This window comes from Nocardia sp. NPDC050710, assembly GCF_040654375.1.
Taxonomy (GTDB): domain Bacteria; phylum Actinomycetota; class Actinomycetes; order Mycobacteriales; family Mycobacteriaceae; genus Nocardia.
On sequence record NZ_JBFAHV010000001.1, the window covers coordinates 127,547 to 141,787 of the forward strand.

Annotated in this window: 15 protein-coding genes; 5 read left to right on the forward strand and 10 right to left on the reverse strand. The window is 66.8% G+C overall.

From position 1 onward, the window contains the following. Window positions 1-641: 641 nt before the first annotated feature. From AB0H61_RS00620 to AB0H61_RS00630, 3 genes are all read left to right on the forward strand, one after another. On the forward strand, window positions 642-2,810 hold the full coding sequence (locus AB0H61_RS00620) for a hypothetical protein (protein WP_357297489.1): 2,169 nt from the start codon (window positions 642-644) through the stop codon (window positions 2,808-2,810). 17 nt (window positions 2,811-2,827) lie between these two features. Further along, window positions 2,828-3,151 carry a hypothetical protein gene (locus tag AB0H61_RS00625; protein WP_357297491.1) on the forward strand — a complete coding sequence of 108 codons (324 nt, stop codon included), beginning with the start codon at window positions 2,828-2,830 and terminating at the stop codon, window positions 3,149-3,151. Between the two features lie 71 nt (window positions 3,152-3,222). After that, entirely contained in the window at window positions 3,223-3,879 is a 657-nt protein-coding gene (locus AB0H61_RS00630) for a class I SAM-dependent methyltransferase (protein WP_357297493.1), read from the forward strand. Between the two features lie 41 nt (window positions 3,880-3,920). Here the strand turns inward: AB0H61_RS00630 and AB0H61_RS00635 are convergent, their stop codons facing one another. Beyond that, complete coding sequence (locus AB0H61_RS00635) at window positions 3,921-5,129, reverse strand: alpha/beta hydrolase (RefSeq protein ID WP_357297495.1); 1,209 nt, start codon at window positions 5,127-5,129, stop codon at window positions 3,921-3,923. An 83-nt stretch (window positions 5,130-5,212) separates the two neighbouring features. Between AB0H61_RS00635 and AB0H61_RS00640 the strand changes: the two genes are divergently transcribed. Both AB0H61_RS00640 and AB0H61_RS00645 read left to right on the forward strand, forming a co-directional pair. Then, complete coding sequence (locus tag AB0H61_RS00640; protein WP_357297497.1) at window positions 5,213-5,812, forward strand: helix-turn-helix domain-containing protein; 600 nt, start codon at window positions 5,213-5,215, stop codon at window positions 5,810-5,812. A 123-nt stretch (window positions 5,813-5,935) separates the two neighbouring features. Beyond that, window positions 5,936-6,445, forward strand: coding sequence for an NUDIX domain-containing protein (locus AB0H61_RS00645; protein ID WP_357299768.1), 510 nt, complete (start codon window positions 5,936-5,938; stop codon window positions 6,443-6,445). A 225-nt stretch (window positions 6,446-6,670) separates the two neighbouring features. Here AB0H61_RS00645 and AB0H61_RS00650 read toward each other — a convergent pair whose 3' ends face one another. The 9 genes from AB0H61_RS00650 to AB0H61_RS00690 form a co-directional block, all read right to left on the reverse strand. Further along, complete coding sequence (locus tag AB0H61_RS00650; protein WP_357297500.1) at window positions 6,671-7,351, reverse strand: TIGR00266 family protein; 681 nt, start codon at window positions 7,349-7,351, stop codon at window positions 6,671-6,673. A gap of 82 nt (window positions 7,352-7,433) precedes the next feature. Then, window positions 7,434-7,802 carry an arsenate reductase family protein gene (locus AB0H61_RS00655; protein WP_357297501.1) on the reverse strand — a complete coding sequence of 123 codons (369 nt, stop codon included), beginning with the start codon at window positions 7,800-7,802 and terminating at the stop codon, window positions 7,434-7,436. 65 nt (window positions 7,803-7,867) lie between these two features. After that, window positions 7,868-9,187: an aspartate aminotransferase family protein gene (locus AB0H61_RS00660; protein WP_357297503.1), complete on the reverse strand. Its 1,320-nt coding sequence runs from the start codon at window positions 9,185-9,187 to the stop codon at window positions 7,868-7,870. Next, entirely contained in the window at window positions 9,188-10,330 is a 1,143-nt protein-coding gene (locus AB0H61_RS00665) for an ABC transporter substrate-binding protein (protein WP_357297505.1), read from the reverse strand. Further along, window positions 10,327-11,103 carry an ABC transporter permease subunit gene (locus AB0H61_RS00670; protein ID WP_357297509.1) on the reverse strand — a complete coding sequence of 259 codons (777 nt, stop codon included), beginning with the start codon at window positions 11,101-11,103 and terminating at the stop codon, window positions 10,327-10,329. Before AB0H61_RS00670 ends, AB0H61_RS00665 begins: the two co-directional genes overlap by 4 nt. Next, window positions 11,100-11,981, reverse strand: a complete 882-nt coding sequence (locus AB0H61_RS00675; RefSeq protein ID WP_357297511.1) for an ABC transporter ATP-binding protein — start codon at window positions 11,979-11,981, stop codon at window positions 11,100-11,102. The genes AB0H61_RS00670 and AB0H61_RS00675 overlap by 4 nt, the downstream gene beginning before the upstream one ends. A gap of 166 nt (window positions 11,982-12,147) precedes the next feature. Further along, complete coding sequence (locus AB0H61_RS00680) at window positions 12,148-13,029, reverse strand: ABC transporter permease subunit (RefSeq protein ID WP_357297514.1); 882 nt, start codon at window positions 13,027-13,029, stop codon at window positions 12,148-12,150. Next, window positions 13,022-13,198, reverse strand: coding sequence for a hypothetical protein (locus tag AB0H61_RS00685; RefSeq protein ID WP_357297517.1), 177 nt, complete (start codon window positions 13,196-13,198; stop codon window positions 13,022-13,024). The genes AB0H61_RS00680 and AB0H61_RS00685 overlap by 8 nt, the downstream gene beginning before the upstream one ends. Continuing rightward, window positions 13,195-14,232, reverse strand: coding sequence for a TIGR03842 family LLM class F420-dependent oxidoreductase (locus AB0H61_RS00690; protein WP_357297520.1), 1,038 nt, complete (start codon window positions 14,230-14,232; stop codon window positions 13,195-13,197). Before AB0H61_RS00690 ends, AB0H61_RS00685 begins: the two co-directional genes overlap by 4 nt. Window positions 14,233-14,241: the final 9 nt, after the last annotated feature.

Genomic DNA, 14,241 nt, shown 5'->3' on the forward strand with positions numbered 1-14,241 from the left:
ACCTCGCCGACCAGTGGCGAGCGGCACGCTCTGGCCGAATCGTCGAGAAAACCGTTTACGCTCAACGGTTTCGGGTCGATGCGCGCTTGTCGTCGACCCGAGCCCCCGCACCAGCGGCAGTCAGTACCTACCGTTCGTCGTGGTAGCCGTTGCGGACCACCAACCAGTGGCCGATGATCGCGCGCCGAGGCAACCACATGACATGGAATTGTCTGCGAGTTCTCGTTTCACCTGATCCGATTCAGAGATAAACGGAGCCTCGACGCCCGGGGCAATAGCCAGGTAACATCGAGCCGCTAGCTCAAACTGCGATATCCAAGAGAACGTGGCCACCTCCGTGCCTGTCCGATATTTGCGAACAGGTCAGTGAAACCGGCAGCTGCGACAAGTGCCCAGCCCACTCGGATATGAAAGCCGCGCCACCCGGAAACGTTATCCGCATCGTGTCAACCAACCGAGTTGAGTCGCGAACCGGAGGAGCGTGATCACCAGCGGTAGGGCTTTGCTCGGCCGGTTCCCGAGCGGTTGAATCGCCGGTCTTCCTGATAGCCACCCGCACCGGACTTCACCGGCGAGCGACGATGCGCGCACGAAGCCTGCGAGCTGTCAACAACCCTCTGAGCATGCAAGGAGCGACAGACATGACTTCTGTGATCGACCCGAATGCCGTACCCGCAGAAGAGAATGCGCTCGACATAGATTCGGCGAAACTCGACGCCGCACGGTCGAAATGGGCTGTCGAGGCAGGGCTGTCGTCTGCGATCGACCCGGCCGGCACCGGGGTCGGTGTCCTCGAACCGGTGACCGAGCACGAGCCGCCCACGGTACTCGAACGTGACGAAGCCGCGAGGCGTGCCGAGCAACGAGCCGGCCTTCTCGTTCAAAAGGTCAGCGGTCGATATCGATCGTCGATCGCCGGGTTCCAGCTCGAACTGCGAGTCGATGTGGACGGCAATACACCGCTCGGCAAGTTGAGCGGTGACTACTACACCATTTCCGGCGGCGTGACCTCGTACTTCGGTTCCTGGACCGTCGATGCCACCACCATGTCGTCCACTCCGACAGAGATCGTCATCAGGGGCACCGCTCGCCATACGTGGTCCACGACATTCACGGTGGCCACAGTCACCATTCCCCGAACCACGATACTCCAGCCGTTGGCCCCAGCGACTCTCCGTTGGACAACCCCCAGCGGAGCAATCGGAGCGACATTTATCTGCGGCCACGAATCGTCCGCGTTCCGAACGGTGGCGCTGGAACAGGACGTCGAGTCCGGAGTGCCTTCGTTCACGAGCTACAACACCGGTTCGCTACCCAGTGGTGGACCGGCTCGGGTACTCACCGCCGCGGGCGCCTACCTGGAGGCCGGTGTCCAAATCCTCGGGACCGGCCGCGACAACATCATCGCGACACCGGCGAACCACATCTGGAACAATGCAAGCCTGCACCACGCAATGGAGACACATTTTTCACGGTTCCGTGACGTCCCTCAGTTCAGGGTGTGGTTGTTGCACGCGATGAGGCATTCATTCGGCACCGGCCTTCGCGGAATCATGTTCGACCAGCAAGGCCCACAACGGCAAGGGTGCGCCAGTTTCTACCAGGCGATCTCGGCACCGAGCGCGCAGAATCTACGTGAACAGCTCTACGTCAACGTCCATGAGCTCGGGCATTGTTTCAACCTTTTCCACTCCTTCCACAAGGACAGCATGAGTCCCCCGCTCCCGAATCGGAAGGGCGCTCTGTCGTGGATGAATTACCCGCAATTCTATGAGCCGGGAGGGTCCGCCCCCGGGGGCGAAGCCGCGTTCTGGGGAGCCTTCCCGTTCCAGTTCGACAGGCTCGAACTGGCGCATATTCGGCACGGCTTCCGAAATGATGTCATCATGGGCGGCAACCCATTCGGCACCGGCGCTGCCATGGAGAACCAGCATTGGGCGACCGTCGAGCCCACATCCACGAGTTTGCGGCTCGATATCACAGCGGCGCCCTCCCATCCGGTGCTGGGGACGCCCGTGGTCGTGGAAATCCGCCTCACGTCCCAGTCCGATCAGTACGTCCACACCTCCGAACAACTGCACCCGAAGTTCGGGGTTGTCACAGTGCTGATCGATCGTCCCCGCGGCGATCGTTTCGTACACCGGCCACCTGTGATGGCGTGCGCAGAGCCGGAACTGGTGCCCTTGCACTCTGGCGACAATGCGGCGGTGAGCGCCTACATCGGCTATGACGCCGTGGTCGGGCAAATATTCGAGGATCCGGGCACCTATCACCTGCAGGCGGTATACACGACGCCGGACGGTAGCGAGGTGGTCTCGCCGCGACTGACCGTCCGGGTCGGTGCACCCCGAACTCGCGAGGAGGACGATGTCGCCGAACTCCTGCTCACCAACGATGTGGGCATGGTGCTCACTCTGAAGGGCACCGACTCCGAGTACCTCGCCGCCGGGACAACGGCCCTGGAAACGCTCCTCGAAAAACACCCCAAGAATCCCAACGTCGTCTACGCCGACTTTGCGCTCGGCATCAACGCGGCACGGGAGTTCACGCGGGTCGCACCCGACGGGTCCGTCGATGTACGGCCCCGCGACATGGAGCGCGCGGAGAAGCATCTGTCGGCGGTCATCAGTGCGTCCAAGGGCGACAAGGGCATCGACGACCTCACGGTTCTGGATGTGATGTCGCGGCTCGCCACGAGCTATCGCAGCGAGGGCGATACCGCTGCCGCGAACCGGACACGCGAGGATGCGGTCAAGCTCGCCCGTTCGAAGCATTTGCCGGCGCACATCGTCGACGGACTGAAGAAGTGAATTGAGGTGACGCTCCGGTGCTACCCACAGAATCCGATGGTCTGAAACTCGAGATCGGCGAAGGATTCAAGGACGACGACCTGCGGGTTCTGGTGGACGGTCGTGAGGTCTGGCATGGAGCCGGCCTCACGACCAACTACTCGGTCGGTCTGGCCGATGTTATCGACGTGCCCGTCCGAACAACCGGATCAGTCTCGGTCGAGGTGTTGTCGCGCGGCGGTGAATCGGCCTCGTATCAGGTCGACCTCACAGCGGGGGCCGGTATTCGGCTGCGGTGCCGACTCGATCCGACAAGCAAACGCCTCGAGCTGGGCCCCGCTCCGACGGCCCCCTTGTTCTGAAGCCGGCAGCCGGTGCCGTGGAACCCCGTCGGCCTTGACCTCAACCGGGGTTGAGGGTGGAGGCTGAGACCATGACACAGGCTCCGGAGTTTTGGAACATCGTCTACGACAATGACACGGCGCCCTGGGTGATCGGGGAACCGCAACCGGCGATCGTCGCTCTGGAACGGGCGGGATGGATCCGCGGCCGGGTGCTCGATCCCGGCACGGGCGCGGGTGAACACACGATTGCGCTGACGAGACTCGGCTACGACGTGCTGGGAGTCGACCTGTCCCCCAGCGCGGTCGCCTATGCCCGGCGCAATGCCGAGGACAAAGGTGTCCCCGGCGCCCGGTTCGAGGTGGCCGATGCCCTTGCCTTCGCCGATCGGGGCGACCGGCTCGGCGAATTCGACACCGTCGTCGACAGCGCCCTGTTCCATGTCTTCGGCACCGAATCCGACGTGCGGGCGGCGTATGTCCGGGGACTGCACCGGATCTGCAAGCCGGGCGGTCGCGTGCACATCCTGGCGCTCTCGGACGCCGAGCCGGGATTCGGCCCTCGTATCAGCGATTCGATCATCCGCGACTCGTTCACCGCGGACGGCTGGGAACTCGAGGACCTGAGCCCGTCTCTATATCGCGGCCGAGTCACCGAGGTAGTGGCCGAGGATGCGGCCCGCTATGGCCTGCCCACACACGGCCTGGTCGATATGGCAGCGTGGCTGGCGCGTATCCGGCGCGTCTGAGCACGGCCGGGTCCCGGGAGAAACGACTCCGTTTCGAGGCGTCAGAGGAGGGCCGGGTCGGCGAGGGCTCGAGCGGCGACGTCGGGGATGTAGGCAGCCAGTGCGACGACGAGGGCTCGGATTTCGCGACGCGCTTCGGCGGTGAGTGGAGCGGTGCGGGCAACGTCGAGTTCGTTGGCGATGGTGAGGAGAGCGAAGTCGGTGAGGTCGGTGGCGGCCAGAGCGATGACCTCGCCGGTGAAGCGGTCGGTGAGCGGGAGCGGCGTTGCGCCGAGGCGGGCGTAGGTTTCGCTCCGGTCGCAGGAGTCGTAGCGGTAGACGAGGGTTTCGGCCTCGTCGCCGATCGCCGCCCGCAGGCGGGCTCGCCGGTCGAGCGGCAGCAGTGCGTGGGGGAAGCCGTCGGTGCCGTAGGTGGCGTGGCAGAGGGCGGCGAGACGGACGCTTCGGCCGCCACCCCAGTTCGCCACCAGCTCGTGCACTCGATGGACGTGGTCGAGGAGGTTTCCGCCGGGGTGGTCGACCTGCCCCGCGCCGAGATCGCGGAGGAGCGCCAGCGCGGGCCACTCGGTGGTGACGGCCACGATGGTCTCGGCCAACGCCACCGGTTGGTCCCGGGCGACGAGGTGCCCCGCACCGGAGATGCGGGTCACCGTGGCGTGTGGAGCCAGACTCAGCAACCGGTCGACGTCGTCGCCGGTGACGGGCGACCCGCTACCGCCACGGACGAGCAGGACGGGCAGGTCGAGCTCCGCGGTGGCCTGCCGCAGTCGTGGAACCTGGGCGAGGATGTCTTCGGCGATCTCGGTGTAGTCGTCGGGCATGCCGAGGGCGGCGAGGAAACGGCGGACCCGGTGAGGTTCGAGGTCGGGTACGACGTCCACCAGTACGAGGCCCGCCACCCTCGTCCGCACCGCCGGATCACCCAGAGCGGCGAGGGCGGCGAGACCGCCCAGTGAGGCGCCGACGACTACGCATCCCGATGGCTCGGAATGGAGCATGGCGGCAACGTCGTCCGCGTAGGACGCGAGCGCCTGCGGCGAGCCGTCGCTGTCACCATGACCGCGCTGATCGAAGGCCACGCAACGGAACCCGGCGGCGACGAGGGGGTCGACGACCGGCCTCCACACCTGACGTCGCTCACCGCCGGCGTGGAGTAGGAGGACGGTCGGCCCGACGCCGAGCTCCTCCCCTCGGAGGACCGCATCGGGGCGAGCGATGCGCCGCGCCCGCGGGATGGTGAGGTCGATCATGTCGGTGGCACCTCCACTACTTTGTAGCGTCAAGGTAAGACCGTAGATTCACTACTTTGACCTGTCAAGGTAAGGTTGCCGATATGACACGGTCGCGGGTGCGCCGACCTCCCGACGAGGCGCGACGCCTGATCCTGGATGCCGCCGAGAGGCTGTTGGCCGAGGGCGGTGTAGCCGCCGTCCAAGTCCGGGCCATCGCCACCCGCGTCGGCATGACCGATGCGGGGGTCAACCACCACTTCGGTAACCGCGACGGCCTCCTGGAAGCCCTGCTGCGCCACGGCGGTCGGAAGATCCGGGACGGAGTGGAGGCGGTGCTGGCTTCCTGGCTCGAACGTGGCGCCGATCTCGGTGAGCTGATCGACGCCTTGGCGGTCCTCTACCGACGGGGCTATGGCGAGCTGGCCGTGGCGCTCCACGCCGCCGGGTGGCGGGACGAGGGATCGGGGATGCTCGACCCGGTCGTCGACGCCCTCCACGCCCTGCGACCCGATGCCGCCGACATCCCGGTCGATGACACTCGGCTCGCCGTCGCGGCTCTTCACCAGGCCCTCGCCATCGAACCGCTGTACGGTCCGGAGTTCCGCCGCAGCGCCGGCCTCACCGGCCGGGCCGCCACCACACCCGACCCTCAGCTCCGCTGGTGGACCACCCACCTCACCCGTTCCCTCGGCCTCCGATAGCGCGCTCGGCGAAATGCGCCATGCGAGGGGAAGCACCATGGCGCGGTCCTCTTCGGGGTTGGCGCGCTGTTCCCGCGCTACCCTCGCACAGTGCCGGAACAGCCGCCGAAACAGCGCTCCGAAATGATCGCCGTCTACGACCGGCTCGGCCGCGTCACCGGCGTAGAGGACCGGGCGACCGTCTATCGCGACGGGATCTGGCACGCCAGCGCGGGCGTCCTGGTTCGCTCCACCGACGGTGAGCGGATCTACGTACACCGGCGCACGGATACCAAGATGGTCTTCGCGGGAATGCACGATTGCCTGGCCGGTGGGGTCGTCGGCCCTGGCGAGGATCCCGAACAGACCGCCGTCCGCGAACTGGCCGAAGAGCTCGGCATCGTGCTGTCCTCCGACGACATCCTGCCGCTGCCGATGGCCAGCGCCTCCTGGGACGGCGAGTGGGAGGGTAGGCCGATGCGCTGCCACCTGTTCGCCTACGAGCTGCGCTACGACGGCCCCATCCGGCATCAACCGGAGGAGATCGCCGACGGCTGGTGGTGGACCGACGCCGAACTGCGCGCCCATCTCGCCGACCCGGACTGGCCGTTCGTTCCGGACACCCGAGTGCTGGTCGACGATCTCATCGCCTGATGCGGACGGTTACGCGCTCCCGGCGCCCGCCGTGATCATGGTCTGCAGGATGTTGGCGAGAACGGCGAGAAGCTCCATGGATACAAATCCTCGATGTCGGAAACCGGTGGGGAGCCCACAGCATCGACGACCGTGATTTCCGGCAGATTAACGCAGGATGACCAACTCGAAATGCAATACTCGCCGCGCAATACTCGCCCGAGCCAGCTTGTCGAAACACCGGGGCTAGCCGGAGGAGGCGACCGATCCGGCCCACACGGCGAACGCACCGGGATTGCGTGTCTGCAGCAGCACCCGTCCGGGACCGACGAAATCGAAGACGAAACCCTCACCGGATTTCAGCGATTGGATCGACCGCCCCGACACCGCGCGCCGGATGGTGAAATTCATGGCGAGGTCATATGCGACCACATGCCCGGTATCGATGGTGATCGGCTCGCCGGGCTGCAGATCGATGACGTCGATCGCGCCGAAAACACCCACCACGATCTCACCCTCGCCGTGCGCGCGCAGACCGAAGCCGCCCTCGCCGCCGAACAGGTTGGCGAAGCCACCCCACTTGCCCTCCACCTGCACGCCATGCGAATTCGCGATCCAGCCGCCGCGGCTGATGAAGTACGGCCGGTCCTGGGTGATCTGAAGGTTCAGCATGTCGCCCGGCAAGGCGGGCGCCACATCCACCCATCCGCCCTGCGGCGGTGCCGTGAACGTCGAGACGAAGAACGATTCCCCGGCGAGCACCGATCGCTTCAATCCGGCCAGGATGCCGCCTTCGGCCTTGGCCTGCAACGTAATTCCGGCCGAGTGGGCCACCATGGCACCGCTCTCGACCCTCATCGGCTCGCCACCCGCGAGGAAGCATCGCGCGATGGTCGACGCGGGGCTGTGGCGCAGTTGTACCTTCATACCCCCGCACCCTACCGCGTGCCGATATCGGCGGACGCCCCACCGGATTTCCGGTCCGCCAAGGGGATACGCTCCGGGTGTCTCAGTCCAGCGAGCGCAATGCGTCCTCGCTACGGGCAACCACCGCACCGCCGTCCGCAGTGAGCACGATCGGTCGCTGGATCAGCTTCGGATGTTCGGCGAGGGCCGCGAGCCAGCGGTCGCGGTCGGCGGCGGTGCGGCCCCAGTCCGACATGCCCAGATCCTTGGCGATCTGCTCGCCGGTGCGGGTGATATCCCACGGTTCGGCGCCCAGCCGCCGCAGCACCGCGCGCAGTTCGTCGACGGTCGGCGGATCGTCCAGGTAACGCCGCACCGTGTAGTCGACCCCGCTCTCGTCGAGGTGGGCCGTCGCATTGCGGCTCTTGGTGCACCGCGGGTTGTGCCAGATCTCGGTCTGCCCAGTTGCCATGGCTCCAGCCTAGAGGTGCATGAAATCGGGCCGGACCTCCGACCACGGGAGTCGATCGACCGAGGTCATACCGCCTCGACGTATTCGTCGGCCACCTCCAATACCGCGTCGACGATCTCGAGGCCGGTGCGTATGTCGTCGGCGGAGGTGGTCAGGGGTGGGGCGATCTGGAAGCGGTTGCCCGCGTTGAACGGCCACAGGCCGCGGTCCTTGGCCGCGGCGGTCACCCTGGCCATGGGTTCGGCAGCCGCGCCCGCGGCCGCGAACGGGATCAGGGGCTGGCGGGTGCGCGGGTCACGGACCAACTCCAAGGCCCAGAAGTAGCCGAGGCCGCGCACCTCGCCGACGCTGGGGTGGCGCGCCGCCAGCTCCCGCAGACCCTTTCCGAGGACGTCGGCGCCGACCGAGCGGACATGATCGAGGATGCCCTCGCGTTCGAAGATGCCGATGGAGGCCACCCCCGCGGCACAGGCGAGCGGATGTCCGGCGTAGGTGAGCCCGCCGGGATAGACCGTCTCGTCATAACGCCGGGCGATGCGCTCGGCGATCAGCACCCCGCCGAGCGGCACATAGCCGGAGTTCACGCCCTTGGCGAAGGTGATGAGGTCGGGTTCGACCCCGTATGCCCGCACCGCGAACCACTCCCCGACTCGGCCGAAGCCGACCATCACCTCGTCGGCGATGTAGATGATGCCGAACTCGTCGCACAGGGCGCGGACGCCCGCGAGATAGCCGGGCGGCGGCACCAGCACGCCATTGGTGCCGACCACGGTCTCCAGGATGAGACCCGCGATATTGCGCGGCCCCTCCAATTCGATCACCTGACGCAAATGGCTCAGCGCGGCCGCCGTCTCCTCCTCGGGAGTGTTTGTGTCCCAGGGCGATCGGTACGGGTAGGGCCCGAAGAAGCGGACCACGTCGACATTGGTCGGCTCCGCGGCCCAGCGCCGCGGTTCTCCGGTCAGTCCGATCGCCACGCCGGTACCGCCGTGATACGAGCGGTAGGCGGCGAGCATCTTGGTGCGGCCGGTGAAGCTGCGGGCCAATCGCACCGCATGTTCGACCGCCTCCGCGCCGCCGGTGGTGAACAGCACCCGGTTCAGGTCGCCGGGTGCGCGCTCCACGATGAGCCGGGCCAGTTCGCTGCGCACCCGATTGCCCACGGTCGGTGAGATGGTGGCCAATTCCTCCGCCTGCGCGACGATCGCCGCGACCAGATCCGGATGCTGGTGGCCGATATTGACATTCACCAGCTGGGAGGAGAAATCCAGATAGCGCTTGCCGGTCTCATCCCAGAACCAGGACCCCGACGCCCCGGTCACCGCCACCGGATTCGGACCGCCCTGTGCGCTCCAGGGGTAGAAGACGTGATCGTCAGCGGTCACCTATTTCCCACCTTCGGTCAAGGTCACCTGGATCGGCGCGAAGCCCGCACCGGTCACATCGACACCGTCGGATTTCAGCAATTCCAATGCCCTGGTGACGTATTCATTGGTGAAGGCCCCCGCGCCCGGATCCTTTGCCAGGACGGTCGCGCCCTCCTGGTTCTTGGTCTCCGCGGCGATCTTCACGGTGCGATCCCACGCAGCCTGATCGACCATCCCGATACCCGCGGGCGAGGGCCAGATCAGCTTGTTCACCTCGTTGATCTGCCACTGCTGGTGGGTGGCGCCGAGTGTGCTGCCCGCGGCGACGGTGATGTCACGGCACTTGTCGACATTGTCGCGGCAGAATGCCCAACCACGCAGCGAAGCGGCGATGAAGCGCACGGTCCGATCCTGGTACGCGGGGTCTTTCAACTTCTCGCTATTGGCCCAGATCGCGTCCTGCAGCATCGCCACCCCCTGGTCGTTCCAGTCGATGGTGTTGAAATCCTCAGCGGTGTACAGCTTTCCGGTGGCGGGGTTCTTGGTCTCCAGCAGCTGGGCATACTCGTTGTAGGACATGGCCTGGGCGGCGGCGATATCCTTGGCGAGGAAGGCGTTCATATCGAACTGCTGCTGCACCAGCTTCACATCCTTGGCCGGGTCGATACCCGCCTTGGTCATTCCCGCGAAGAGCTCGAATTCATTGCCGTAGCCCCAGTTTCCGACGGTCTTGCCGCGCAGCGCGGCCGGATCGGTGATGTTGTCGGACTTGAAGGAGACCTGTTTGGTACCCGAACGCTGGAAGACCTGCGCCACCTCGGTAATGCCCGCGCCGGCCTCACGCGAGGCAAGGGCCTTCGGCACCCACGCGATCGCGTAATCGGCCTGCCCCTGCGCGAGCACCGTCTGCGGCACGATATCCGTGCCGCCGTCGAGGATTTCGACGGACAAACCCTGGTCCTTGTAGAAGCCCTGGTCCACCGCGGCGAGGTAACCGGCGAACTGGCCCTGTTTGAACCATTGGAGTTGCAGGCGGACCTTGGTCAGTCCGTCGGGGGTGGTGGTCGAGGTGTCATCGGTGGTGCTACAGCCGGTCAGCGCGGCCGCGGCCACCGCTACCAGCGCCAGCCAAGCACGCAATCTCCTGGTCGGATTCGTCATTTCGTACTCCATAGTGTGGTGCGGGGTCGGCGGGTGAGTAGTTCGAGGAGCAGGACAGCGGAGAGGAAGAGCAAGCCGACGATCATCGCGCCCACGACATACGCCCACGCTCGGGGATAGGCGGTATTGGCGGCCGCGGAGGTGATCCGGCTGCCGAGACCGTTCTGCAGGCCGCCGAAGTACTCGGCGATTACGGCCGCGATGACGGCGCCCGGTGCGGCGATGCGCAGGCCAGTGAACAGGTACGGCAGCGCGGCGGGCAGCCGGACGGCACGGGTGACCTGCCAGCCGCCCGCGGCATAGGAGGTCATCAGATCCTGCTGCACCTGCGGAACCTGGCGCAGGCCCTTGGCGGTGCTGACGAACATCGGGAAGAAGACGACGATAGTCACGACCATTCGGCGCGGGGTGTCGGTAGTGGTCGAGTACATCGAATTCAGCAGCGGCGCGAGTGCGACGATCGGGACGGCCGCGGCGGCCGCGGCCAGCGGGGTGAGCAGCCCGTCCACCACGTGGAAGCGTACGGCCACCATGGCCGCGCCGATGCCGAATACCGCGCCGAGCAGCAGCCCGATCAGGGCATTGGTGCCGGTGGCGATGGCGGCGTCGACAATGCGATCGAAGTTCTCGGCGAACTGACTCGCGATATCGGTGGGCGCGGGCAGCAGGAACGACGGAACCCCCGCCGCGACGGTCAGCACCTGCCACAGCACCAGCCCGCCCACCCCGAACACCACCGGGGGCAGTACGGATTTCAGCGGCAGCGCCTTCATCGCATGTCCCGTCCGGCGGTCGCCTCGATATCGTGACCGCCACGCAGCGCCTCGCGCACCGCCGCGACCGAGTCGAAAAACGCCGCGCTGGAACGCACATCGTCATCGGGCGCGGTATCGCGGCCCCAGCCACCGGTGGGCACGATATCGGTGATCCGCCCTGGGCGCGGCGACATGACCACCACCCGATCCGAGAGGAAAACCGCCTCCGGAATGGAGTGCGTCACGAAAACCACCGCGGCGCCGGTCTCCCCGGCGATGCGCAGCAATTCGCCCTGCATCCGTTCCCTCGTCATTTCGTCGAGTGCGCCGAACGGCTCGTCCATCAACAGCAGCGAGGGTTTGCGGGCCAGCGCCCGGGCGATCGCCACCCGCTGCTGCATACCGCCGGACAGTTCGGACGGGTAGCGCTTGGCGAAGTCGGTGAGCCCGGCCATCTCCAGCAATTCCGCACTCCGGGCTCGGCGGTCGGCCTTCGGGACCTTGTGCAACTCCAGCGGCAGCTCCACATTCGCCTGCACCGTGCGCCAGTCCAGTAGGCCCGCCTGCTGAAACGCGATGCCGTAGTCCTGGTCGATCCGCGCCTGCCTGGCCGTCTTGCCGTGCACGGTCACCGACCCGCTCGATGGCTGCTCCAGATCGGCGACAATGCGCAACAGGGTCGACTTGCCACAGCCGGAAGGGCCGATGAGGGAGACGAATTCGCCCGCGGCGACGGTGAGCGAGACCTCGGACAGGGCGGTCACCGCACCCGCCGCGAAGATCTTGCCGACGTGGGCGAGATCGACCGCCGAAACCGATTCGGAGGCGACGCCCGCGGCGGTCCGCTTCCCCACCTCGACGGTCGAGGGCGCATCGGGCTCCGGTTGCGGCGTCACATCTTCATCCGTATCCGTTGCGGTGCCTGGTGATTCGGCTGCGGTCGGCGCGGCGGGTCGTTCCTGCGCGATCAACGGGTACCTCCTGACGAACTGCCGATCCCGGGGGGACGGCGGGACACGAATGCGGGGCGCGGTAGCCCACGCCGCGCGCCGGACGAAGCGGTCACCGAGCGCCACCCGATGTGCCCGCGGGGCGGCTGTAGCGGCGCAGGACCAACTCCGCCAGCGCGACAACACCGGTGACCGCGATGCCGAGCAATGCGGCCGCCCCGACCGCCGCGTACAAACGCGCCGAATCGCCGGTGGCCTGCTGCGAGAAGACGATGATCTGGCGGCCGATACCGCCCGCGGTGCCGGTGGAGATCTCGGCGACGACCGCGCCGATCACCGAAGCGGCGGCGGCCAGCCGCAGGGCGGGCAAGAAGTGCGGCACGGCCGCGGGGAAGCGCAGATGCACCAGGGTGTCCCACCAACCGGCCGAATAGCTGTGCAACAGTTCGACCGACGCCTTCGACGGTGCGTGCAGTCCCCGCAGCATGCCGACCGCGACCGGGAAGAACGCGAGGTACGAGGCGATGACCGCAATACTCATCCACGGCCGCCACGGCTCACCCGCGATCACGATCTTGCCACCCCAGCCGGCCACGAGAGGGGCCAGCGCGATCAGCGGAACCGTCTGCGAGACAACGATATAGGGCAGCAAGCCGCGCTCCACGAAGGCGAACCGCTGCATCAGCACCGCCAGCGCCACCCCGACGACGGTCCCGATCAGCAGGGCGAGTAGCGCCAGCCCGAAGGTGAATCCAGCCGTGCGCAACAGTGTTTCGCCGACGGTGCCCTTACCGTCACGCTCCCCCAGCACGGTGAATACCTTCCACACGTGCGGCAGCGCGGCATCGGTGGTGCGCGGAAGGATCCGCTGCTCGCCGATGCTCACCCCCTGCGCCGGGACCAGTGCCTTCACAAGTTCCCAGATCGCGACGACCAGCAGCAGCGCGCCGACCGCGTAGCCGACGCGGATCGCTCTGACTCGCGCGCTACTCATCTATCCCCCGGTTCCCGGACGGGCCCCGACGCGCACGCACCCGTACCGGAATCGGGTCACCCCGCCGCCCGCGCTCCCGCTCGGCATCACGCTCGGCGGCCTGCCGCAGCAGCCACCAGGCGATCGCCGCACCCGCCCCGGCGACAGCACCCGCGGTGACGGCACTCATCGGGCCTCCTCCGTCGCCGTGACGGGATGGGCCAATCGCGGCAGCACCGACTCGCCGTAGGCCTCCAATGTGGCGGTCTTGGCATCGTGCTGGAGGTAGACGGCGAACTGGTCGACGCCGAGTTTCTCCAGCTCGCGCAATCGGGCGAGCTGATCGTCGGGGGTGCCGAGCAGGCAGAAGCGGTCCACGATCTCATCGGGGACGAACTCGGCATGCGTACTGCCCGCGCGACCGTGTTCGTTGTAGTCGTAGCCCTGACGGCCCGCGATATAGGCGGTGAGAGCGGCGGGGACGTCCCCACCGGTGCCGTATCGCGCGACGATATCGGCGACGTGGTTGCCGACCATCCCACCGAACCAGCGGCACTGTTCCCGGGCATGGGCCAGACCTGATTCCGATCCGTCGGTGACATATGCCGGGGCGGCGACACAGATTTTCACCGCATCCGGATCGCGGCCCGCACGTTCGGCGGCGGCGCGCACGCGGGCGATAGTCCACGCGGTGATATCGGGGTCGGCCAGTTGCAAGATGAATCCATCGGCCACCTCGCCGGTCAGATCGAGAGCGCGCGGACCGTAGCCCGCCACCCAGACCTCCAGCTCGGAATCCCCGGCCCAGGGGAAACGCACTACGGTATCGCCGATCCGCGCGCTGCGGCCGTTGCCGAGCTCCCGGATGACGTCGACGGCCTCGCGCAGCGTCGCCAGATTCGCCGGCTTCCCTCCCAGGGTGCGCACGGCCGAATCGCCGCGGCCGATGCCGCAGACGGTGCGGTTGCCGAACATATCGTTGAGCGTCGCGAAGGTGGACGCGGTCACCGTCCAATCCCGGGTGGCCGGATTCGTGACCATCGGTCCCACCATTACCTTGCGGGTGGCGGCGAGAATCTGGCTGTATATGACGTAGGGCTCCTGCCACAGCAGGTGCGAGTCGAAGGTCCACACATGCGAGAAGCCATGTGTCTCGGCCTGTCTGGCCAGTTCGACCACCCGCGAAGCGGGAGGTGTGCATTGCAGCACCACACCGATATCCATGTGGCACTC

What these genes read in the sequence shown, in the direction of transcription:
- AB0H61_RS00685 (WP_357297517.1), bottom strand. Translation starts at nt 13,198, where the DNA reads ATGAGTGCCGTCACCGCGGGTGCTGTCGCCGGGGCGGGTGCGGCGATC.
- AB0H61_RS00655 (WP_357297501.1), bottom strand. Translation starts at nt 7,802, where the DNA reads ATGGCAACTGGGCAGACCGAGATCTGGCACAACCCGCGGTGCACCAAG.
- AB0H61_RS00690 (WP_357297520.1), bottom strand. Translation starts at nt 14,232, where the DNA reads ATGGATATCGGTGTGGTGCTGCAATGCACACCTCCCGCTTCGCGGGTG.
- AB0H61_RS00645 (WP_357299768.1), top strand. Translation starts at nt 5,936, where the DNA reads ATGATCGCCGTCTACGACCGGCTCGGCCGCGTCACCGGCGTAGAGGAC.
- AB0H61_RS00670 (WP_357297509.1), bottom strand. Translation starts at nt 11,103, where the DNA reads ATGAAGGCGCTGCCGCTGAAATCCGTACTGCCCCCGGTGGTGTTCGGG.
- AB0H61_RS00630 (WP_357297493.1), top strand. Translation starts at nt 3,223, where the DNA reads ATGACACAGGCTCCGGAGTTTTGGAACATCGTCTACGACAATGACACG.
- AB0H61_RS00650 (WP_357297500.1), bottom strand. Translation starts at nt 7,351, where the DNA reads ATGAAGGTACAACTGCGCCACAGCCCCGCGTCGACCATCGCGCGATGC.
- AB0H61_RS00620 (WP_357297489.1), top strand. Translation starts at nt 642, where the DNA reads ATGACTTCTGTGATCGACCCGAATGCCGTACCCGCAGAAGAGAATGCG.
- AB0H61_RS00635 (WP_357297495.1), bottom strand. Translation starts at nt 5,129, where the DNA reads ATGATCGACCTCACCATCCCGCGGGCGCGGCGCATCGCTCGCCCCGAT.
- AB0H61_RS00665 (WP_357297505.1), bottom strand. Translation starts at nt 10,330, where the DNA reads ATGACGAATCCGACCAGGAGATTGCGTGCTTGGCTGGCGCTGGTAGCG.
- AB0H61_RS00680 (WP_357297514.1), bottom strand. Translation starts at nt 13,029, where the DNA reads ATGAGTAGCGCGCGAGTCAGAGCGATCCGCGTCGGCTACGCGGTCGGC.
- AB0H61_RS00640 (WP_357297497.1), top strand. Translation starts at nt 5,213, where the DNA reads ATGACACGGTCGCGGGTGCGCCGACCTCCCGACGAGGCGCGACGCCTG.